This window comes from Enterococcus sp. AMC1251, assembly GCF_058216535.1.
Genome location: NZ_CM177098.1, coordinates 911,121 through 933,803 on the forward strand (window position 1 = coordinate 911,121; position 22,683 = coordinate 933,803).

The following is a 22,683-nucleotide window of genomic DNA, read 5'->3' on the forward strand; positions in this document are numbered from 1 at the left end:
AGTAGCTTCTCAGTTTATTTCATATTCAAAGATATGAATTACGTGGGAGGTTCGACCGTTATAACCACAATCAAGGAGGAAACAAAATGGCTAAAAAAAGCAAAAAAATGCAAGATGCATTAAAAAAAGTTGAAGCAACAAAAGTTTACCCTGTAGCAGAAGCAATCGCTTTGGCTAAAGACACAAATATTGCAAAATTCGACGCAACTGTTGAAGTTGCTTACCGCTTAAATGTAGACCCTAAAAAAGCAGACCAACAAATCCGTGGTGCAGTAGTATTACCAAACGGAACTGGTAAAACACAAACTGTTTTAGTTTTCGCTAAAGGCGAAAAAGCGAAAGAAGCTGAAGCTGCTGGAGCAGACTTTGTAGGCGATGCAGATATGGTTAATAAAATTCAACAAGGCTGGTTTGGGTTCGATGTAGTAGTTGCAACACCAGATATGATGGCTGAAGTTGGTAAATTAGGTCGTGTCTTAGGTCCTAAAGGTCTTATGCCTAACCCTAAAACTGGTACTGTAACAATGGACGTAACAAAAGCTGTTAACGAAGTAAAAGCTGGTAAAGTAACTTACCGTGTTGACAAAGCTGGAAACATCCACGTGCCAATCGGTAAAGTTTCATTTGATAATGAAAAATTACTAGAAAACTTTAATACAATTAACGATGTATTGTTGAAAGCTAAACCTTCAGCTGCAAAAGGTCATTATATTAAAAACATTTCAGTAACAACTACATTTGGACCTGGAATTCATGTTGACCAAGCTTCATTTTAATTAGAATTTATACTTGACTCAACTACCTTTCTCATGGTAAGGTAGTTGAGGTTAATAGTTAACTGTACCGAAGACAGTAGGTGACGTAAGTCTTAATTTCCTACCGAGGACAATTGTTGATACATACAATTACGTCCCTCTATGTCAACGGTGGCATGGAGTTTTTTGCTGTGAAACACAATTTTTTATAAAAAAATTGATGTTGAACAGTACTAGAGGAGCAAAGCGACTGTAGAATCATTACGAGCGGAGCGAGCCTGTACTTTAATCACAACAATACAAACTTCTCCATCAATAATCAGGAGGTGAAAATAAATGAGTGAAGCAGCAATCGCTAAAAAAGAAACCCTAGTTGAAGAAGCAACAGCAAAATTCGAAGCAGCAGCTTCTGTAGTCATTGTTGACTACCGTGGTTTGACTGTAGAAGAAGTGACTAGCTTACGTAAACAATTGCGTGATGCAAACATTGAAATGAAAGTTATCAAAAATTCTATCCTTTCACGTGCAGCTAAAAAAGCTGGATTAGAAGGTTTGGACGAGGTATTTACAGGACCTACAGCAGTTGCTTTCAGTAACGACGATGTAGTAGCACCTGCTAAAATCATCGACGAATTTGCAAGTACTGCCAAAGCATTGGAAATTAAAGGTGGCGTTATTGAAGGTAAAGTATCTTCAGTAGAAGAAATGACATCTTTAGCAAAACTTCCAAGTCGCGATGGACTACTTTCTATGCTATTATCTGTATTACAAGCGCCAGTCAGACAAGTGGCTTACGCTGTCAAAGCAGTGGCAGAAAAAGAAGAAGAAGTTGCATAATTGCAGCTTAGTAATAAACTAAAAAAATAATGAATTATTAAAACGGAGGAAACCATAATGGCATTGAACATTGAAAACATTGTTGCAGAATTAGAAGGCGCAACTATTTTAGAATTAAACGATTTAGTAAAAGCTATTGAAGAAAAATTTGACGTATCTGCAGCAGCTCCAGTAGCAGCAGCAGCAGGACCAGCAGCAGCTGGCGAAGAACAAACTGAATTCACTGTAGAATTAACTGCAGCTGGAGACCAAAAAGTTAAAGTTATCAAAGCAGTACGTGAAGCAACTGGTCTTGGCTTGAAAGAAGCTAAAGCAGTAGTAGATGGCGCACCTGCACCAGTTAAAGAAGGCGTTTCTAAAGATGAAGCAGAAGCATTAAAAGCTGCTTTAGAAGAAGTTGGCGCTTCAGTAACAGTAAAATAATTTTTTAAGATTGAATTTTAAGCTAGAATCCATTTGGATTCTAGCTTTTTTGTTTTTCAAATTGGCAACAAAGTATATTAATCGAATTTTTTGAATGCATTTCTTTCGCAAGAAAATAAATAATCTGTTAGCATAATTGAGTAATCATTATTACTTTTATTTTATCTTGCTTTGTAGGCTAGCTTTCTATGTTGCGATATTAAAACATAATAAAGAAGGCAAATTGATGTTGAAAAGTAAAAGATATTGCAAAGCAAAACGTTTTTACCTATTATATTTTAGGAGGAGGTTATATCATGCATTGGTTATGGGTTTTAATTGTAGGTGGTGTTATCGGAGCAATTGCTGGGGCAATCACAAGTAAAGGGAAATCAATGGGCTGGATCTTTAACATTATTGCAGGTCTTGTAGGTTCATCGATCGGTCAATCACTTCTAGGAAGTTGGGGACCGCAAGTTGCAGGTATGGCATTATTTCCTTCAATTATTGGTGCTGTGATTTTAGTTGCAGTTGTTTCATTTTTTGTAGGGAAAAAGTAAAATAATTAATAAGGAAAATGTAGTGACCCCCAAAAGTTAGACTTTTTTGTCGGCTCTATACTTTCTGATGTTGGTGAGAAATCACCGGCATCTTTTTTAATGCAAAATAATAGAAAAGACACCCTGATATCCTTTAGAATTAAGTCGTCTAAAACCATTCAAAAAGGAGGAAATCAAGATGTCCTATACAAATCTTATCAAAAATACCTTAGATATTCTAGACGTAAACATTACTTTTAATGAAAACTCTTTAAACAAAGAACGCATCAAAGGACAGATCTGCCAAGTATTTTCTGGTACATTGGATTATTTAGCCCACTCTTGTCCTCATTGTGGTGGCAATGAAGACGGATCGATTATTCGCTGGAGCTTTACAACCTGTCTGATTTTACTGAATGATGTCTCTGAGTATCAAACATATTTACGCTTGAAGAAACGCCGTTTTTTCTGCCATTCTTGTACTAAAACCTTTGTCGCTGAAACAAGTCTGATTGAAAAGTGTTGTTCGATCTCAAGGAAAGTGAAGCTTTCTATTGCCGATCGTTTAAGAAAAACCACGTCTATGAGTGAAATTGCCCGTCAAAAGAAAGTCTCTGTTTCTTCTGTTTATCGCGTATTGAAACAGTTTTATGAACCCAAAAAAATCAATCGGCTCACCTTGCCGGAAGTCCTTTGTTTTGATGAATTCAACTCTGTGAAACAAGTCGCTGCTTCTATGAGCTTTATCCTAATGGACGGGCAAACAAAACAGTTAATTGATGTCGTTGAAAATCGGCAACTCCCTTTTTTAGAACGCTATTTCTCACGATTTCCTTTGGCTGTTCGTAAAGGTGTAAAATACATTGTTTGCGATATGTATGCGCCTTATTTTTCTTTAGTTAAGAAACTATTTCCTTTGGCTCAGATTGTTCTTGACCGCTTTCATATTGTTCAACACATTGGGCGAACATTCTTAAAACACCGCATTCAACGAATGAATACATTTCTTCACCAGGGAACGGAAGAGGCAAAAAAATATCGTCACTTGAAGAACTATTGGAAACTTCTCCAAAAGAATCAATCAACACTCAATTTTGAAAAATGCCAATGGCGTCCTTCTTTTCGTGCTTATTTAACAGAAACAGAACTCGTAGATCGGTTACTTGCCTATGATAAAGAATTGAAAGCTGGCTATACCTGTTATCAGGATTTTCTCTACGCCATACAGACCAGAGACTACACAAGATTTCACGTGCTTTTAGAACAAGATTATTCTAAGCTTCCAGCTTATTATCAAACAACAATTACTACCTTTAAAAAAGTTCAAACGGGCATTAAAAATGCGTTGGATTTGCCTTATTCCAACGGACCGTTAGAATGCTTGAATAACCATATCAAAGTATTAAAGAGAAATGCCTACGGCTTCCGTAACTTCTATAATTTAAAATTGAGAATTACTTTATGCTTTGGCACTGTTCTTTTTCAACCAAATAAAAAGTCCTAGAGGAAAAGACCTCTAAGACTCATAATAAATGAGTTAATTCTTTGGATTTTCTTCACCAACATTCGTTGACAAAGAGCCTTTTTGTCTAGCTTTTGGGGGTCAGTTTAATACCCGTATCGTTTTTTTTCTATAGCGAGAATTATCAATTTATCTTTTGGTTAATTTGACGACAATCTCGCAACGTGCTGTTTGTGGAAACATATCGACCGACTGCATATAGTTCACATCAAAGACTTTTGCCAAATCAACTAAATCTTTTGCAAGTGTCGATACATTACAAGAAATATAAACCATTTTTTTCGGTGGCTGCTTTAAAATAGCTTTCAGCAGTTTTTGATCCAATCCGGTTCTAGGTGGGTCAACAATAATCGCGTCGGGTTTAAAACCGCTCTGAAGCCATTTAGGAAGCAATTCTTCAGCTGTTCCTATTTCATAATGGGTATTCGTCACACCTAAGCGCTTAGCATTCATCTTAGCATCTTCGATTGCTGCTGGAATAATATCCATTCCACGAACTTCTTTGGCTTGTTTAGCGATACTTAAACCAATTGTTCCAACACCACAATAGGCATCAACGACTGTTTCATTTTGCTGTAGGTCTAAAGCTTTCAATGCTTCATTGTATAGAACTTCTGTTTGTTCTGGGTTTAGCTGGAAAAAGGCTCTAGGAGATAAATCAAAGGTTACTTCGTTGATCTGCTCTTCGATACTTTCTTTGCCCCAGACGTGAATCGTCTCTTCACCCATAACAATCGAAGTTCTTTTACTTTGAACATTTTGCATAATGGAAACAACTTCTGGAAGCTGTTGGGTGATTTCTTCGATCAAGGCTTTTTTCTGTGGAAATTTTACGGATTGCGTAATAAAAACAACTTGAACTTCATTAGTTTTGACTCCCACACGAACCATTAATGTTCGGAAGATGCCACTGTTTTTTCGTTCATTATAAATGGGTAATTGATATTTGTTCAATAACTCAACCAAAGCATTCATTACTTTCGTTGTAGCTGGTTGTTGAACGAGGCAATCATCAATAGGAACTAAACGATGCGAATCCGCTTGATAAAGTCCAGCTTCAACTTCACCCTCGATTTTCCGTAATTGAAATTGTGCTTTATTACGATAATTCCAGGGATTTTTCATTCCGATTGTTTTAGGTAGCTGATAATTTTCATAATTTCTTGGTCTGAACTTATTAAGCGACTGTTTTAATAAATCTTTTTTAAAGAGTAGTTGCGCTGGATAAGCCAAATGTTGTAACTGACAGCCGCCGCAGGCTTCGTAAACGGGACAAGGCGGTACAACACGTTCAGGGGCTGATTTTACGATTTTCTTCAATTGCCCTTCAACAAAACGAGGGGCTATTTTTGTAATTTCTACAGAGACATCTTCTTTTGGCAAAGCACCAGGTACGAAAACGATTGTCTTTTTATAATAGCCGATACCTTCACCGTTGATACCCAAACGTTTTATTTTTAAAGGAATCGTTTGTCCTTCTTTTAATAGTTGTGTGGTCATAATTCCATCCTTTTGATCCGTAGATCGATTAATCAAATATATCGATAGTTCCTATTTTAGCATAATTTGCTTAGTTTAGCTTCTGCCAAATATATGTTATAGTAGAATATATGTTCTCACTAGAAAGGCGGAGAAAGATGGAAACAATCACGAAAATTACAAAAGACAAAGGTCAGTTTTATCTTATCTGGCTGTCTTCAGGAGAAAAATTACGGGTATCTGAAGATACTTTAGTCCGACAACGTTTGTTAAAAGGACAAGAATTATCAGATGAAATGATAGAAAAAATTAAAAAAGCTGGTTCTTATGATGTGGGATTGCAAATGTCTTTAAATTATTTAAGCTACCAGTTACGTTCAAAAAAAGAAATTTTAGATTACTTGAAAGAAAAGGAAATTTTACCCGAAGATCGAAAAAGCATTGTGATACGCTTAGAAGAAATGACCCTTTTGAACGATAAACTATTTAGTGAAAGTTATGTCCGTACTTTGATGCGAACAAGTGATAAAGGACCCAAAATGATCGGACAACAACTAAAACGAAAAGGCTTGAATGAGGAAGACATTCAACATGGGTTAACTTTTTATACTATGGATGAACAAGTAGAAGTAGCAAAAGCAACGGCTGAAAAGGCCATGAGACGTTACCGGACAAAGAGTTTTAAAGATGCACTGCAAAAAGTTCAAATGCATTTGATGCAAAAAGGGTTTAATCGTGAAGTGATCGATTTGGCCTTAGAAGAGTTATCGTTTGAAAAAGATGAAGAGCAAGAATTAGATGTGATCAGAAAGGAAGGCGACAAATTATGGGAGAAACACCGTAAATTAGATCCTTACAAACGCCTAATGAAAGTCAAACAAGGGTTATTTCAGAAGCGTTTTGACTCAGATTTAATTCAGCAATATTTTGATGAAAAGGAATTAGAGAATGAAGAATGAAAAATATTGGGAGACTTGGAGTGCGGAAAAAGTTTACTCATTTCAAGAAGAATTTATTGCTTGGTATGAAAAAGAAAAACGAAACTTACCTTGGCGAGTCAATCTAGATCCATACCGTATTTGGATCTCAGAAATTATGCTGCAGCAAACCAGAGTTGATACAGTGATCGATTATTATTATCGTTTTATGGAATGGTTTCCGACGATCAAGGATTTAGCTGAAGCGCCAGATGATCGATTATTAAAAGCTTGGGAAGGCTTGGGTTATTATTCCAGAGCAAGAAATTTAAAAGTAGCTGCTCAACAGATCATGACAGAATTTAATGGTCAGATGCCTGAAACAATCGAAGAAATTCGTCAGTTAAAGGGAATCGGACCTTATACGGCAGGGGCGATCGGAAGTATTGCGTTTCAAATCCCAGAACCTGCAATTGATGGCAATGTTATGCGTGTTGTAAGTCGTCTTTTTGAAATTAGTGATGATATCGCAAAATCCAGTAGTCGCAAAGTTTTTGAAGAAGCAATGTATAAAATTATTGATCAAGAGCGCCCGGGAGATTTCAATCAAGCAATGATGGATCTGGGCTCGGCAATTTGTACTCCAACATCGCCAAAGTGTGAAGAGTGCCCAATCCAAAGCTACTGCTTAAGTTATAAAAATAATACAATGACTAATTATCCAGTGAAGTCAAAAAAAATAAAACCAAAAGATGTGTACTACATTGGCGGAATTATTGAAAATACACAACAAGAATTTCTAATAGAACAGCGTGGCGAAAAAGGGTTATTAGCAAATATGTGGTTATTTCCAATAATTGAAGTCACAAAAGAACGGTTTGACTATTTACAAAAAAATTGGGCGAACGAAGATCGACAAGTATCACTTAATTTTGAAGAATCATTAATAGTTGCAGAAGAAAACCTAGTAATTTTTGAAGATTATGCTCAAGTTGTTTGGCAAAAACGTTCTTTAGGAGAGGTAACTCACGTTTTTAGTCATTTAAAATGGCATATTTTAGTTTTTTATGGGCGCCAAGCAGGGGTAATGGAAATGGATGATAATCAACGTTGGGTTAACCAAATAGATTTCTCTAAATTTGTGTTTCCAAAACCACAGCAAAAAATGGTAGAGCTATTTGAAAAAGAGCGTTGTTAGTGGTTTTTATCTAAACTAGAAACATATTTCTACCTCCAAAAAGAGTTAACAAGAAAAAGTTTGACTTGTTTAAAACGCTCAAATAAGTAGAATAATTATTTGGAGGGATGTTTATGGAAATTAAGGTAATTATCAAGCAAAAGCGTTTAGAAAAAAAATATACTCAAGAACAGGTAGCAGAAAAAATTTTTGTTTCAGTTAAATCAATCTCTAATTGGGAAACAGGGAAAAATTTTCCTGATATTGAAAGTTTAGTTCGATTGGCTCTGTTATATGATTTATCTTTAGATGATTTATTGTTGGAGGACTCTGAAATTGTTAAGGATATCAAAAAAAAATCTGAGTTAGAATATTTAAAAAAATGGTCTTTTTGGGGTCCTCAGCTAACAAATTGGCTATTGATATTATTGTTGTTTGTGCCAAGACTTTTAAATGAGACTTATTCAGAGATTACGTATCTTTTGATAATGTTAATTATTTTTAGTAATTTTATTAGTATATTATATTTTAATAAAGAAATAAATAAGTTGGATCCAATTAGAAAGGTTGAATTATTGGAAAATAAAGTATTTCTTATAATAATAGGAATTCTCTTGCTAGTTGCAATAGCTGTACCAGTTACTTTTTACATGTTTTTTCTGAAATGATTCTTTAAAAACCAAACTCTCTAGTATGCAAAGTTGAAAATTATGATATAATTATAACGATATCGGTGTAATGAACACCCAAACGAAAAACAATCTGTTTAAATAGCAACGATTTTTCGTACTAGGGAAAGTTGGGGTACTATGGCAATTCCAAAAGAAGGTGAATTTGTAACAATTCAAAGTTACAAACACGATGGACATTTGCATCGAACATGGCGTGATACTATGGTATTAAAAACAAGCGAGTATTCTTTAATCGGCGTAAACGATCACACTTTGGTGACAGAGTCTGACGGTCGTCGCTGGGTTACTCGAGAACCAGCTATTGTTTATTTTCATAAAAAATACTGGTTCAACATAATAGCGATGATTAGAGAAAAGGGAGTTTCATATTACTGCAATTTGGCGTCACCGTATCTTTTAGATGATGAAGCATTAAAGTATATTGATTACGATCTGGATATCAAAGTTTTTCCTGATGGTGAAAAACGTTTATTGGATGTGGATGAATATGAATTTCACAGTAAGATTATGGACTATCCGGAAGATATTGATTTCATTCTAAAAGAAAATGTTAAAACGCTAGTAGACTGGATTAATAATGAAAAAGGTCCTTTCTCTGAAGCTTATGTGGATATCTGGTATAAGCGCTATCAAGAGCTGTCAAAGAAATAGCCAATGTAAGATGTTAAGTGAAAAAAGAAGACACGTCCGATTTTGATATGAAAAGTCAAAATCGGACGTGTTTTTTCTTCAAGTAATCTTCGTAGTTTTTCGCCCAATGAAACAGAATTTGTTGGTATCTGCTTCAATTGTTGTATTATCAATGACTTGATTTGTAGACCAATAGGTAAGCATATAAATGTTAAAAAGTTGAGTGGGTATAATAAGGAACGGTCATAATGTAATGAATGTTGTTGATTCCTATTTTTACATAGTTTATAATATAAAATGTATTTATTTTATATAGATACTTATTTTTAACTAAATATAAAAATTGGAGGAGAAATGATGAAAAAAAAGAGCATTGGAGTTGCGTTACTAAGTTTAGGCTTACTAGTATTGGCATTTCCGCAAGATGGATCAGCACAAGAGTACGGAGTATTAAGTACAACGGCAGTAAACCAGGAGAATGCAATCCCAACTAAAAGTGTCGTTGTGAAAGTAACAGGAGCTCGCACTCAATGGAACTTCAAGGATGTTTTCAATCAAATGACTAAAGACCACAATTTACTTTCTGATCCTGTAATCACTATGGAAGATTATGCTGTAAGAAGAAAACTTTTAAGTGAACAAACAACTGAATTTGTTTTAGAAAATATTGTCGTTTTCAGTGATAGGGATAGTAGCAAAAAGCAAACGATCAATTTAGCTGTCAAAATAGATGCTGAATTTATCCAAGAAAAATTTGAGCTAAAGATTAAAAAAGGTGAAAAATGGAAAGTAGAAGGATTATATAATCAATTAGCTGCAAGTTTACCATATGATATTGAAGGTTATTATTTAGAGGACTTTATTAAAGTACGTGAAGCTGAAGATAAACAGTTAAAATCATTTACTTTTAAAAATCTTTCTGTAAGAACTAGAGAGAATAAACTAAAGAATTTGGATGTAAAAGTAACTGTTGTTGAAGTAGACTAAAACAGTTTATTTTAGCGAGTGAGAAATAACATTTTATCAAATTGTATAATTAAGAGATTGGGACGGAGTTGTTTCCGTTCCGATCATTTCAATTTCTAAGAGTTGAAATGATCGGAAATAAGCTTTTGTCTCGGTCTCACTTAATTTTTTCGATTGGGTGAAGTCTTAGAATTTTTTATTCATTTGATAATGCTCAATATTTGCATCTAGGAACATTTCGCCTTCTTTTATATACCCCATTTTTTCATAAAAACCAAGAGCCGTAATTTGGGCACCTAAAGTGATTATTTCGTAGCCTAGTTCTTTTGCAACTCTTTCAGCTCTCTCTACGATCAATCGACCATAATCTTTCCCTCTGTAGTCTTTTTTTACGGCCATACGCTGTAACTTTATTAAACCTTCTTTAAGTGGCAATAAACGGCAAGTCGCAATTGCATCGTTCTTATCACCATATAAAACAAAATGAATACAATCAGCCTCGTATTTATCAATTTCAATCTCATTAGGAACACCTTGTTCTAGCATGAAAACTTGATGGCGAATTTTAACCGCATCTAAGTAAATATCACTCATAGTATCTTTTGTGTGGACGATTTTCATTTAGCACCTCTATAATCCTTTTTTTGTTATTATACATCAAAAAATAAATCATTTGAACTTTGATTCAATTTCTAGAGTGTTTTTTCGTTCAATTTAAAAAAAATAATTTAGTTAAAATAAGCACAAAGAAATATTGCTATCTTATTTAAGAGAGGATATGCTAAAATCTATTAACAAGCAATTATTTTTTCAAGAAGAGAATAAAAATTGAAATTTTTAATGATAAGGGGGATCATCTTTGTTTGAAAAATTAAGACAGTCAAAGTTATTTTTTTGGTCAGCGGAATTACTGGTTATTGCAACACTGATTTTTGTCTCTAGTAAGATCAATTTTCTATTTGCACCAATCGGAACATTCTTCTCGACCTTGTTTGCACCAGTTTTGGTGGCAGGATTTTTGTACTATATTTTAAATCCAATCGTAAATTTGTTAATGAAAACCAAAATGAAACGAACATTAGCAGTTCTGCTTGTTCTATTGATACTAGTAATAGCGCTTGTTTTGATTCTAGTCAGTGTTATTCCTAAGTTAGCTTCTCAGTTAGCTAGTTTGGCTTCGAATATGCCGACAGTTTTTAGTAGCGTGGAAGATTGGGTTTATAAAATGGCTGAATTGCCTTTGTTTAAAGACGTTGATTTGACAAGTTATATAGAGAAACTGGATATTTCTTATGGAACGATTATTCAGCAGTTTCTGAGTGGCTTATCCAATAGCTTAGGCTCGGTTGTATCAACTGTTGCTTCGACGACAATTGTTATTTTTACAGCACCATTTATTTTATTTTATATGTTAAAAGATGGAGATCGTTTAGTTCCAGGAATCGAACGCTTTTTGCCTGAAAAACGTAGAGAAAGTATTTCTGAATTATTGAGTAAAATCAATAAAACGTTGGCTAACTATATAAGCGGTCAAGCAATTGAGTGTTTATTTGTTGGAACCTTTACGGCAATCGGTTACTCGTTAATTGGTGTTCGCTATGCTTTTTTATTTGGTGTGATTGCCGGTTTTGCTAATCTAATTCCTTATCTTGGACCCTATCTAGGGCTTGCTCCTGCTGTTTTTGTAACTGTTTTTGATGAACCAATCAAAGCCGTACTTTGTTGTATTGTGGTATTAGTGGTTCAACAAATCGATGGCAACATCATTTACCCAAATGTCATCGGGAAATCATTACAGATTCATCCGTTGACCATTATCATTGTTTTATTGGTTGCTGGAAACCTAGCAGGCTTACTAGGAATTTTCTTAGGTGTTCCGTTTTATGCAATTGTTAAAACGATAGTTATTCATGTAATGGGAATGATTCGAGAAAGCAGAAGTGAAAAAATTGTATTGACTGGTGAAGGAAATGAGATGCAGATGGAAGAAAAATGACATCGATTATTGAAATTAATTGCTGTTTGTGATACGATTTTAACGTGGCTGCCTATAGTGGTCACGTTTTTTATCAAACTTATGAGTAAACAGTTTGTTACTAAATGAAATTGAAGAACGAATTATAGTGTTTTTCGAATAAAATTAAGAGGAGAGAGTGCACATTATGAATGCTGACCCCGAGAGTCAGTCGCTTATCGCGCAAATTGTATTATTGATTGTATTGACATTGATCAATGCATTTCTTGCTGCAGCGGAGATAGCCGTTGTTTCAGTAAACAAGAATCGAGTGGAACAAAAAGCAGAAGAAGGAGATGCGAAAGCTAAAAAGTTATTAAAGATTTTACAAGATCCTACAAGTTTCTTATCAACGATTCAAGTTGGTATCACGCTAGTTAATATCTTGTCAGGAGCTTCCCTAGCTGATGCGTTATCTGTAAGATTAGCCCCTGTTCTTGGTGGAGGAGCTGCTGCAAAAAGTCTTGCTAATATTATTATCTTAGCTTTGTTGACTTATGTGTCTATTGTTTTTGGTGAATTGTATCCAAAACGAATTGCAATGAATAAATCAGAAGAGGTAGCTCAAGCAACTTCTGGATTTGTGCGTGTTTTAGGCGTAATTGCTCGACCGTTTGTTTGGTTGTTATCTGCTTCAACAGACCTGCTTTCAAAAATGACACCGATGAAATTTGATGATGCTGATTCGAAAATGACGCGTGATGAGATGCGTTATATGTTGGAATCAGAAGGTGTTTTAGATAATGATGAATTAGAAATGCTTCAAGGTGTTTTTTCACTAGATACAAAAGTTGCTCGTGAAGTAATGGTTCCACGGACAGATGCTTTTATGATCAACATTGAAGAGAACATCAAAGAGAACATTGATTTGATTTTATCAGAAAATTATTCAAGAATCCCAGTCTATAATGATGATAAGGATAAAATAATCGGTGTGTTACACACAAAGAATCTACTAAAAGCGGCACATAAATTAGGTTTCGATAAGATTGACTTAAAAAATCTTATTCAAGAACCGTTATTTGTTCCAGAAACGATTTTTATTGATGATTTATTATACGAACTAAAAAGAACGCAAAACCAAATGGCCATTTTATTAGATGAATATGGTGGTGTTGTTGGTTTGGCTACATTAGAAGATTTACTTGAAGAAATCGTTGGAGAGATCGATGATGAGACAGATGAAGTAGAAAATTTATATACTAAAATCAATGATCATGAATATTTAATTCAAGGTAGAATGCTGATCGATGAATTTAACGAAGCATTTGAAACAGATCTGCATATGAGCGATGTTGATACAATGGCAGGCTACTTAATCACTGCCTTAGGTACGATTCCTGATGAAGGGGAGAAATTGTCATTTGATGTGGGCAATATTACACTGACTTCTGAAGAAATGGAAGGAACACGAGTTTTAGCTTTAAAAGTTATTTTCCATGATGAAGAAATCGTTGACGAAGAACCAGAAGAATATCGCCGTTTTTTTCGTAAAGAAATGGAAGATGATGAGCCTAGAAGATAGAATGTTGAGCGAGGATTAGACGACTGTAAATCAGTTTGTCTGATCCTCGTTCTTGACTATCTTTTAAAGAAGTTTGTTAATAATTGAAATGATGCAAAAGCGTCAATAAAGGAAAAAGTATTGAGTTTCATTTTGCGCTCTTCATTTTTTTAAGAAACTTAGCTAAAGATTTTGAAAACTAAGGTAATTCCATGATATACTACACTAGTTGAAGAATAAAGAATAGGGAGACTTTTCCAATGTAAATATCCTATAAATCAATCATAAAAAATAAATGAAGTTTTTTTCAAGAAAAAATGATAGATTGGAGTAACGAATGAATAATCCACAGTTAAAAGAACAAGTAGATAGCCGTCGCACGTTTGCCATTATTTCCCATCCGGATGCTGGTAAAACGACGATTACAGAACAGCTTTTGTTATTTGGGGGAGCAATCCGCCAAGCTGGAACTGTTAAAGGAAAGAAAACAGGAAACTTTGCAAAATCTGACTGGATGGAAATTGAAAAACAAAGAGGGATCTCTGTAACCAGTTCTGTGATGCAGTTTGACTATGATGGAAAACGTGTAAATATTCTAGATACACCTGGACACGAAGACTTTTCTGAAGATACGTACCGGACATTGATGGCTGTAGATAGTGCAGTTATGGTAATCGATAGCGCAAAAGGAATCGAAGCCCAAACAAAGAAATTGTTCCAAGTTGTTAAAAAACGTGGGATTCCAATTTTTACCTTTATCAATAAATTAGATAGAGATGGTCGCGAGCCATTGGAGTTACTTGAAGAACTAGAAGAATTACTAGATATCGAGTCTTACCCGATGAATTGGCCGATTGGTATGGGAAAAGGATTGGAAGGGTTATATGATATCTACAATAAACGTGTGGAAGTCTATCGGCCTGAAAATAATAATGGGGAACGATTCATTCCATTGGTGGATGGCGATATTTCAAGTGATTTGCCATTGCACAAAGACAGTGTGTACCAACAGGTATTAGAAGAAGTTGAATTGTTGGTTGAAGCAGGAGATGAGTTTGATACGGAGAAAATTGCTCGTGGTGATCAAACCCCTGTCTTCTTTGGCTCAGCATTAACAAACTTTGGTGTACAAACAATGTTAGAAACCTTTTTACAATTTGCTCCGTCACCCTATAGTCATAAGACAGAAGAGGGACAAGAAGTTAGTCCTTATGAAGAAGAGTTTTCAGGATTTGTCTTTAAAATTCAAGCGAATATGAATCCTGCTCATCGAGATCGTATTGCTTTTGTCCGAATTTGTTCAGGTACTTTTGAACGTGGAATGGACGTTACTCTTGGGAGAACTGGTAAGAAAATCAAGTTAAGCAATGTAACGCAATTTATGGCTGATGCTAGAGAAAATGTGGAAGAAGCTGTAGCTGGAGATATTATTGGGATCTATGACACTGGTAATTACCAAATTGGTGATACCCTATTTGAAGGGAAATTAAACGTTCAATACGAAGAGTTACCTTCATTTACACCAGAGCTATTTATGAAAGTTAGCGCTAAAAATGTGATGAAACAAAAATCATTCCATAAAGGCATTTATCAATTGGTTCAAGAAGGTGCGATCCAGTTATATAAAACGTATTTAACAGAAGAATATATTATAGGAGCTGTTGGGCAATTACAATTTGAAGTGTTTCAACATCGTATGCTGAATGAATATAATGCAGAAGTGGTTATGACACCCATGGGTTCAAAAATTGCTCGCTGGATCGATCCAGCTGATTTAGATGAACGAATGAGTTCTAGTCGTAATATTCTGGCGAGAGACAGGTTCGATCAACCGTTGTTCTTATTTGAAAATCAATTTGCTATGCGCTGGTTTGCGGATAAATATCCGGATGTAGAGTTAAAAAGTTTGATGTAAGACAGTCACTGTTAACGGCATTAGCAAAGAAATAATAGGGTCTGAGAGATATAACTTGAATGGTTATATCTCTCAGACCCTTAAAAATCAAGTGAATACTAGATCGAAAAAGAGCGATGTCTTTTTTTGATACTGTGACTGGGACATAACTCTTAGAGTTATGTCCCAGTCACCTAAAATCCGAATAAACGGTGAGAGCAGAAGCAACCCTTTCAGCTTATTTCTCGGGATTAAACTCTTCTGTCCCAACCTTTTCTTTTGGAGAAATAATAGACTATTCCGCTAAGTAGAACGCCTAGCATGATTCCAATAGCTAAATTATGTGTGTATACAATAACTACAACCGTTGCAATCATTATAAAACTTTCAGTTATTTTAAATGTACGTATTAACTGGAGACTTTCCCATTCAAAGGTGTCTACTGCAACAGTTATCATAATGCCGATCAAAGCTGCAGTTGGAATTTGGACCATAATATCTTTGAAGACGAAAATGAATAGCAACAATGATAAAGAAGCAATAAGTGTCGAAAGTCGTTTTCTTCCACCAGATTTTACATTAACTACGGCTTGTCCAATCATTGCGCAACCAGCTTGTCCACCAAAGAAGCCCACGATGATATTTCCAAGACCTTGTGCTTTGACTTCTCGTTGACTATCACCTTGACTGTCAGTCATCTTATCAACGATAGGAACAGTTAACAAGGATTCAATTAAGCCAATCATTGCTAAGGCCAGTGAAGTAGGTAAAATGATTAAAAGAGTTTGTATTGTAAGTGGGACTGCTGGTAAAGTAATACGTGGCGAAATAGCACTCATGTCACCTAAGTTACCTACTGTTTGTAGATTGTCTTTGAATAAAAACGAAATAATTGTTGTTATTAAAATAATGATTAAAGCGGGTGGAACGACTTTGATTGCTTTAGGAATGACATACATTAGTATAATTGTCGTCAATATCATCATATAAGACCAAATTGTTTGGTTGGGAAGTTGTTGGATTTGCGCTAAAAATATTAGAATAGCTAAAGCATTTACAAAACCAAACATAACCGTTTTAGGAATAAATCTCATTAGCTTATGGATGCCCGCATATCCAAGAAATAATTGGATAAATCCAGTTAAAATAGTCGCAGCAATCATGTAACTAAGGCCATGGGATTCAATAAGAGAAGCAATAACAAGAGCCATTGAGCCAGCAGCTGCTGATACCATAGCAGGACGACCGCCAGTAAATGTAATCACTAAAAGAGTGATTGCAGAAGCAAAAAGTGCAGAAATAGGATTTACACCGGCGATAATAGCAAAACCTATAACCTCTGGAAGAATCGCTATGGAAGAAACAAGACCAGCGAATAAATCGTTTTTTTCATTTCCTAACCATTCATTTTTATTGATACTAAATAACATTTATTTACTAAGGCTCCTTTTTAATTTATTTTCTTTTCAGAAGCAACTAGATAATCGTACCATAGTTAGGTAAGCAAATGAAGCTATAAGTGTATTTTTTGTATAAAAAATAGTGATAAGTTAATCGAACATAAATGAACCAGATGGACGCAGGAAAAAAGAATTCAAGCATTGACAAAAATGAACAACTCGACTATAGGGCAATTAGCTGAAACAATAAACATTTTCCGTCACTTATTTTTGCGATGGAGTATAGTACGTCACCTTAACAAACGTTAACAAGTTTTTAGTTATAGGGAGCGAATATTTTAACAATAGTTTGTCTTCTATCAGAACTAAAGCTATCATCTATCATTATGAAATTACTTGAGAATAAAAAATAGAATCTTCTTACTTTTCTAACTGGATTGTTAGTTGATAAAGGAAATTAAAACAATAGATTATGGATTGTTGCAAGAAGGAATCTATGGGCTAAGGATTGGAATCAATCTGATAAGATGAATGTGCGAGAGGCTGTTTAATTGTAATTAGAGTGCAAAACAAAATTTTACACCCTAATTATGAATAAATGGTGGGGGAAGAAGGCCCCCTTTTTTTACGTTTGTAAAACATGAATGAGGTAGGAGTTGATATTGTTCAGTATCTGCTTGGTTTTCGGAATTATCTACTTCTATTCCGACTTCTTTTTTAACCAGCGATCAAATTAGAAGTTATTGGAATTGAAATTTCTACGACATCTTTTAGTTCGATGATCGAAATTTGATCGCGGGTATACTTCTCTTTAGGAATACGTTTTAAAAAGTAATTTAAGACTTCGTTGATTTCAGTTTTTCGGATAGCGCGTTTTTTATTAACGATTAATATTTCAGCATGTTGAGTAGCTTCTGTATAAACGACAGTTGTGTTTCCCACTGAATAGACTTTGACAAAGTATGCATCAGTGCTTTCTAATTGTTTATTGACTAATTGTTTGTAGCTGTTGGTTACATTCACTAATTTCATTTTTTTCACCTCGATTTATTTTTTTACAGTAATAATAAAAAGTGGAATAAATAGTCCTTTTGAAATTTGATGTAAAATCTAGTTAAATCAATTATAGAATCTTTTAACCTAAATAAAAAGAAATTTGTCTCAAAAAACACAAAAAAGTCAATCAGTTTGACTGATTGACCTCACTTTTTATTTTTCTTCTGAAGCTTCTACACTCGTATCATTAGATTTTACAGCAGTTGATCCTGTAACAATGATTTTTTCATCATCATCTAATCTAGCAATTAATTGATGTTCTTCTGGGTGATCTAGAAAATATTCAGCAATACCATCTTCGATTTGTTCTTGAATCGTCCGACGCAAAGGACGAGCACCCATTGTAGGATCGTAGCCTAAATCAACTAATTTTTCTTTGACTTCTTTTGAGACCTCAATGTGGATTCTTTGAAGAGCTAATAAGTCATTGACTTCATTCAACATCAGAGTGACAATCTTCATTAGATTTTCTTTGCTTAACGCTTTAAATTCAATAATTCCATCAAAGCGGTTTAAGAATTCAGGTGTAAAGAAATTATTTAATTGACCTAAAACAGATTTTGTAAGACCATCACGAGCAGCACCGAAGCCGACATTTGCCTCTACATTGCCAGTTCCTGCGTTACTTGTCATGATAATGATCGTATCTTTGAAACTAACCGTTCTGCCTTGGGCATCTGTTAAGCGACCATCGTCGAGAATTTGTAAGAACATATGCAAAACGTCTGGATGTGCTTTTTCAATTTCATCTAATAAAATCAAGCTGTATGGATTACGGCGGACTTTTTCAGTTAATTGTCCTGCTTCATCGTAACCAACATAACCAGGAGGCGAACCGATCAATTTAGATACACTGTGTTTTTCCATGTATTCACTCATGTCAAAACGAATCATGGAGTCTTCAAAGCCGAATAATTCGTATGCTAATTGTTTAGCTAATTCAGTCTTACCAACACCAGTTGGTCCGACAAATAGGAATGAACCGATTGGACGATTTTGTTTGCCTAAACCAACACGATTACGGCGAATGGCTTTGGATACTTTATCGACAGCAGCATCTTGCCCAATGACATTTGCTTTCAAATCAACAGCTAGGTTCTTCAATTGTGTTTGTTCTTTTTCTTTCAGATCACCAACAGGAATACCTGTTTTTTGCTCTACGATTGCTTCGATAGTGCTCTCATCAATCACAGGTGTTTCTTCATCGCTGATTTGTTTATCCTTCATTGTTTGTAATTTATTGATCTGATCGCGATAGTAAGCCGCTTTTTCAAAATCTTCTTCTGCAGAAGCTTGTTGTTTTTGTTGTTCAGCATCAGCAAGTTTCTTCTCAATTGTTTTAGGATCAATGATTTGGATTGTCAAGTTCATTTTAGAACCAGATTCATCTAATAAATCGATGGCTTTATCTGGTAGGAAACGATCTTGGATATAGCGATTTGATAAGTTAGCAGCCGCTTTGATCGCTTCATCCGTGTATTTTACATGATGATAATCTTCATAGCGTTTTTGCAGACCTTTAAGTATGGCAATTGTTTCATCTACTGTCGGTTCTTCTACACGAACAGGTTGCATTCGACGTTCTAAGGCAGCATCTTTTTCTATAATGCGGTATTCATTTAAGGTTGTTGCACCAACCATTTGCAGCTCTCCACGAGCAAGTGCCGGTTTCAAAATGTTTCCTGCATCCATATTCCCATCGCCAGTAGAGCCTGCACCAACAATTTCATGAACTTCATCAATGAATAAGATGACATTTTCTGCTTGTTTGATTTCGTCAATTAATTTTTGCATACGTTCCTCAAATTGACCTCGAATGCCGGTGCCTTGAACTAATGAAACAACATCCAAACGAATGACTTCTTTGTCTAATAATTTTTGAGGAACATCTCCATCAACGATTTTTTGCGCCAAACCTTCGACAACAGCTGTTTTACCGACACCAGGTTCACCGATTAAGACGGGGTTATTTTTTGTACGGCGATTTAAGATTTCAATCACACGTTTAATTTCTTCATCACGCCCAACCACAGGATCGATCGCACCATTTTTTGCAGCTTGAGTAATATTGATACCGTATTCACCTAATAAGCCATTTGTTTGAGTAGCTCCTCCTCGAGGTGGTTGTCCACCGTTAAAGCCATTTCCGTCGCCAAATTGAGTAGGTGGTACTTGACCATTAGGATTCCCTTGTTGTTCCTGCATTTGACGAGATAAAGAACGGTATAGATCATCTAAACTTCCAAAACCAAAAGGATCTTGTTGTGACATTGTTGGTTGATTATCGTTTGCTTGTGCTTTTAATTTTTGATAGCAGCTCTGACAATAGTCTAATTGTTTTCTTTGACCATTAACATTTGCATATAAGTGAATTGTAGCTGGATTTTGTTGACAATTTTGACAAACCATAGGATAAAACACGTCCTTTCATATATAGAGCTAATATTGTTTCAAAGTCCTTGTAATAAAGTCAAATAATTAGCTGACCATTTTTGACCTTTGAAATTATTATAGCATTTTTTTGACAAGAATCAAGCAATTGAACTCGTTTTGAAATGTTATCTTTTAGTTTTATAAATAAAGTGACTTAAAAAAATGCTGGGTTCAAAAGACAAAAAAATAACCGTCAGCTATAGCTAGTTCGGTTATTTTTTGATAATTGAAATGTGACATCGTCTTAGAGGCTAAATTATCCTCAGACATCATTTCTTTTTTAGAATCAAGTAGAGTGGAATGCCTAACATTAGGGAACCGCCAATAATATTTCCTACGATCGATATAAAAATATTATTTAACATTAATAGAGAAATATCTACTTGTCCTAATGTTATTTCCATCACATATAAACCAATATTTGCAATACAGTGATCGAAACCTGCAATTACAAATGTTGAAATTACCAAGAGCATGATACTAGTTTTTGCCATTTCGTTGTCTATTTTTAAAGCAATGTAGGTGGCAATGCACACTATAAAGTTACAGAGAATTGAACGAATAAACAGTGTATCAAAACTAAAATTCAATTTTGTTTCTAGCAGTGTATTTATATATGGATTCACTATATGGGTGAAAGATTGGCTTTTAACAAACAACCACAAAAACCATGAAACACCTGCAATGTTACCAATTAAACAGATAAACCACATTTTCCCCATCTCTGTAATGCTTCTGGTTCTATTGAAAATCGGAAAAATAGTTGTTAAACAATTACCAGTAAAAAGTTCTCCATTTAAAAAAACAATTAAAACGAAGGTTAAACCGAAAAACATAGAGTAACCTATTTTCGCTATATTTGCATCAAAAGTATTTAATATACTTCCTAAAAAAAGCGATAAAACCATTGCAATGCTTAAATAGCAACCGGCCATAAATGATTTTAAAAAGAACTTAAAGCTATTTTCAAAAAAATAAGTAAACTTTTTTTCCCCGGATTCTAAAATTAAATCAAAATCTTCCATAAGGAAGGGCTCCTTTCAATTATTTTACATAATTCCCGTTGGTTTCAATGACCTTTTTATACCAAGCAAATGATTTTTTCTTAGAGCGATTTAGCGTTCCGTGTCCGTGGTCATCTTTATCAACATAGATAAAGCCGTAGCGCTTTCTCATTTCGCCAGTTCCTGCTGAAACAATATCGATTGGGCCCCACACTGTATAACCAATTAAATCGACGAAATCTTTTTCTACTGCGTCAACCATCGCAGAAATATGTTGTCTTAGATAATCGATTCGATAATCGTCTTCGATTGAACCATCATTTTTCACTTCATCAAGTGCACCAATGCCATTTTCGACAATAAATAAGGGGACTTGGTAACGATCATACAAACTATTTAAAGAATTGCGTAAACCGATTGGATCGATTTGCCAACCCCATTCTGTCATATCAAGGTAAGGGTTTTTACCTCCACTAGACAGATTTCCTTCAGCCATCTCAATATCTTCTCCGACCCCTTCGATCCCTGAAAAGTAATAACTAAATGAGATGTAATCAACAGTCCCTTTAGCCAGAATTGCCTCATCACCGAGTTCAAAATTGATAGATCCGTCTAAAGAGTCAATATAGGATGAGCAAGTATTTGTATACTTTCCTCTGACTTGGACATCACCAAAATAATAAGTTGACAGGAGCTTATTACGAACTGTAATTTGATCTTCTGGATTACATGTTGCGGCATAGGTACAAGGGTATAGCAGCATACATCCAAACTGAAAATCAGGATTAATTTTTTTCCCTTCTATCACGGTTAAAGCACTAGCAATTAATTGATGGTGAGCGGCTTGTAACATTGTATTATGTCTATTTTCGTCTTCCTTATATAAAATTCCAGCCATATGCCAAGGAGCTGATGAAATAAATAGTGCATTGATTTCATTAAAAGTAATCCAATACTTTACTTTGTTTTTATACCGTTCCATTACAGTTTGGGCATAACGAACTGATAGTTCAACAAGTTGTCTATTTCTCCAAGCTCCGTATTTTGTCACGAGATTTAAAGGCAGCTCAAAATGATGCAAGGTTACGATAGGTTCAATTCCATATTTCAAGAGTTCATCAAATACATCATCATAAAATTGCAAACCTGCTTCATTTGGAATTAAATCATCACCATTAGGGAAAATGCGTGCCCATGAAATGGATAAACGAAAACTTTTAAAGCCCATCTCCGCAAACATAGAAATATCTTCTTTGTATCGATGATAAAAATCAGTACCTTCATGACTTGGGTAATAAGCACCATTTTGAATGGAATCATGGATTTCTCGTTTTTTACCGTGTTCTGCGCCCATTTCGACATCATTGATCGTTAGACCTTTTCCGCCTTCTAAATAGCCACCTTCATATTGATTGGCAGCAGTAGCGCCACCCCAAAGAAAGTTTTTTCTTAAATTCATTGG

General features: G+C 34.9%; 20 protein-coding genes and 1 other annotated feature. Of the genes, 13 read left to right on the forward strand and 7 right to left on the reverse strand.

Annotated features, from left to right (window positions below; translation table 11 throughout):
• Positions 1-86 precede the first annotated feature (86 nt).
• From rplA to AC4BBR_RS04305, 5 genes are all read left to right on the forward strand, one after another.
• Positions 87-776, forward strand: a complete 690-nt coding sequence (rplA, locus tag AC4BBR_RS04285; protein WP_490461327.1) for a 50S ribosomal protein L1 — start codon at positions 87-89, stop codon at positions 774-776.
• A 49-nt stretch (positions 777-825) separates the two neighbouring features.
• Positions 826-952: a sequence feature (ribosomal protein L10 leader region), on the forward strand.
• A 139-nt stretch (positions 953-1,091) separates the two neighbouring features.
• Positions 1,092-1,592: a 50S ribosomal protein L10 gene (rplJ, locus tag AC4BBR_RS04290; RefSeq protein ID WP_490461328.1), complete on the forward strand. Its 501-nt coding sequence runs from the start codon at positions 1,092-1,094 to the stop codon at positions 1,590-1,592.
• Positions 1,593-1,649: 57 nt separating this feature from the next.
• Positions 1,650-2,015, forward strand: coding sequence for a 50S ribosomal protein L7/L12 (rplL, locus tag AC4BBR_RS04295; protein ID WP_025872833.1), 366 nt, complete (start codon positions 1,650-1,652; stop codon positions 2,013-2,015).
• A gap of 296 nt (positions 2,016-2,311) precedes the next feature.
• Positions 2,312-2,554, forward strand: coding sequence for a GlsB/YeaQ/YmgE family stress response membrane protein (locus tag AC4BBR_RS04300; protein WP_176271410.1), 243 nt, complete (start codon positions 2,312-2,314; stop codon positions 2,552-2,554).
• A gap of 178 nt (positions 2,555-2,732) precedes the next feature.
• A complete protein-coding gene (locus AC4BBR_RS04305; protein ID WP_490461329.1) occupies positions 2,733-4,037 on the forward strand; it encodes an ISL3 family transposase in 1,305 nt (434 codons plus the stop codon).
• Between the two features lie 147 nt (positions 4,038-4,184).
• Here AC4BBR_RS04305 and rlmD read toward each other — a convergent pair whose 3' ends face one another.
• Positions 4,185-5,555, reverse strand: coding sequence for a 23S rRNA (uracil(1939)-C(5))-methyltransferase RlmD (gene rlmD, locus AC4BBR_RS04310; RefSeq protein WP_490461330.1), 1,371 nt, complete (start codon positions 5,553-5,555; stop codon positions 4,185-4,187).
• A 137-nt stretch (positions 5,556-5,692) separates the two neighbouring features.
• Between rlmD and recX the strand changes: the two genes are divergently transcribed.
• From recX to AC4BBR_RS04335, 5 genes are all read left to right on the forward strand, one after another.
• Positions 5,693-6,493: a recombination regulator RecX gene (gene recX / locus AC4BBR_RS04315; RefSeq protein ID WP_490461331.1), complete on the forward strand. Its 801-nt coding sequence runs from the start codon at positions 5,693-5,695 to the stop codon at positions 6,491-6,493.
• Positions 6,483-7,649, forward strand: coding sequence for an A/G-specific adenine glycosylase (mutY, locus tag AC4BBR_RS04320; RefSeq protein ID WP_490461332.1), 1,167 nt, complete (start codon positions 6,483-6,485; stop codon positions 7,647-7,649). The genes recX and mutY overlap by 11 nt, the downstream gene beginning before the upstream one ends.
• 113 nt (positions 7,650-7,762) lie before the next feature.
• Positions 7,763-8,296, forward strand: a complete 534-nt coding sequence (locus AC4BBR_RS04325) for a helix-turn-helix domain-containing protein (RefSeq protein ID WP_490461333.1) — start codon at positions 7,763-7,765, stop codon at positions 8,294-8,296.
• A 141-nt stretch (positions 8,297-8,437) separates the two neighbouring features.
• On the forward strand, positions 8,438-8,971 hold the full coding sequence (bph, locus tag AC4BBR_RS04330; RefSeq protein ID WP_025872814.1) for a biofilm phosphatase Bph: 534 nt from the start codon (positions 8,438-8,440) through the stop codon (positions 8,969-8,971).
• A 336-nt stretch (positions 8,972-9,307) separates the two neighbouring features.
• On the forward strand, positions 9,308-9,937 hold the full coding sequence (locus AC4BBR_RS04335; RefSeq protein ID WP_490461334.1) for a hypothetical protein: 630 nt from the start codon (positions 9,308-9,310) through the stop codon (positions 9,935-9,937).
• A gap of 165 nt (positions 9,938-10,102) precedes the next feature.
• Here AC4BBR_RS04335 and AC4BBR_RS04340 read toward each other — a convergent pair whose 3' ends face one another.
• Entirely contained in the window at positions 10,103-10,537 is a 435-nt protein-coding gene (locus AC4BBR_RS04340; RefSeq protein ID WP_490461335.1) for a GNAT family N-acetyltransferase, read from the reverse strand.
• Positions 10,538-10,775: 238 nt separating this feature from the next.
• Here AC4BBR_RS04340 and AC4BBR_RS04345 point away from each other — a divergent pair, with 238 nt between their 5' ends.
• From AC4BBR_RS04345 to AC4BBR_RS04355, 3 genes are all read left to right on the forward strand, one after another.
• Positions 10,776-11,912 (forward strand): AI-2E family transporter, encoded by a 1,137-nt coding sequence (locus AC4BBR_RS04345; protein ID WP_490461336.1) that lies wholly within the window; start codon positions 10,776-10,778, stop codon positions 11,910-11,912.
• Between the two features lie 166 nt (positions 11,913-12,078).
• The gene (locus AC4BBR_RS04350) at positions 12,079-13,455 is read left to right on the forward strand and encodes a hemolysin family protein (protein ID WP_490461337.1); all 1,377 of its coding nucleotides are present in this window, start codon (positions 12,079-12,081) and stop codon (positions 13,453-13,455) included.
• Between the two features lie 316 nt (positions 13,456-13,771).
• Positions 13,772-15,349 carry a peptide chain release factor 3 gene (locus AC4BBR_RS04355; RefSeq protein ID WP_490461338.1) on the forward strand — a complete coding sequence of 526 codons (1,578 nt, stop codon included), beginning with the start codon at positions 13,772-13,774 and terminating at the stop codon, positions 15,347-15,349.
• Between the two features lie 230 nt (positions 15,350-15,579).
• On the opposite strand, the gene AC4BBR_RS04360 is transcribed toward AC4BBR_RS04355, so the two are convergent.
• From AC4BBR_RS04360 to AC4BBR_RS04380, 5 genes are all read right to left on the reverse strand, one after another.
• On the reverse strand, positions 15,580-16,758 hold the full coding sequence (locus AC4BBR_RS04360; protein ID WP_490461339.1) for a SulP family inorganic anion transporter: 1,179 nt from the start codon (positions 16,756-16,758) through the stop codon (positions 15,580-15,582).
• A gap of 687 nt (positions 16,759-17,445) precedes the next feature.
• Entirely contained in the window at positions 17,446-17,760 is a 315-nt protein-coding gene (locus tag AC4BBR_RS04365) for a DUF1827 family protein (protein ID WP_490461340.1), read from the reverse strand.
• 177 nt (positions 17,761-17,937) lie between these two features.
• The gene (locus tag AC4BBR_RS04370; RefSeq protein ID WP_490461341.1) at positions 17,938-20,193 is read right to left on the reverse strand and encodes an ATP-dependent Clp protease ATP-binding subunit; all 2,256 of its coding nucleotides are present in this window, start codon (positions 20,191-20,193) and stop codon (positions 17,938-17,940) included.
• A 293-nt stretch (positions 20,194-20,486) separates the two neighbouring features.
• On the reverse strand, positions 20,487-21,242 hold the full coding sequence (locus AC4BBR_RS04375) for a formate/nitrite transporter family protein (RefSeq protein ID WP_490461342.1): 756 nt from the start codon (positions 21,240-21,242) through the stop codon (positions 20,487-20,489).
• A gap of 19 nt (positions 21,243-21,261) precedes the next feature.
• A complete protein-coding gene (locus AC4BBR_RS04380) occupies positions 21,262-22,680 on the reverse strand; it encodes a 6-phospho-beta-glucosidase (RefSeq protein WP_490461343.1) in 1,419 nt (472 codons plus the stop codon).
• Positions 22,681-22,683 lie beyond the last annotated feature (3 nt).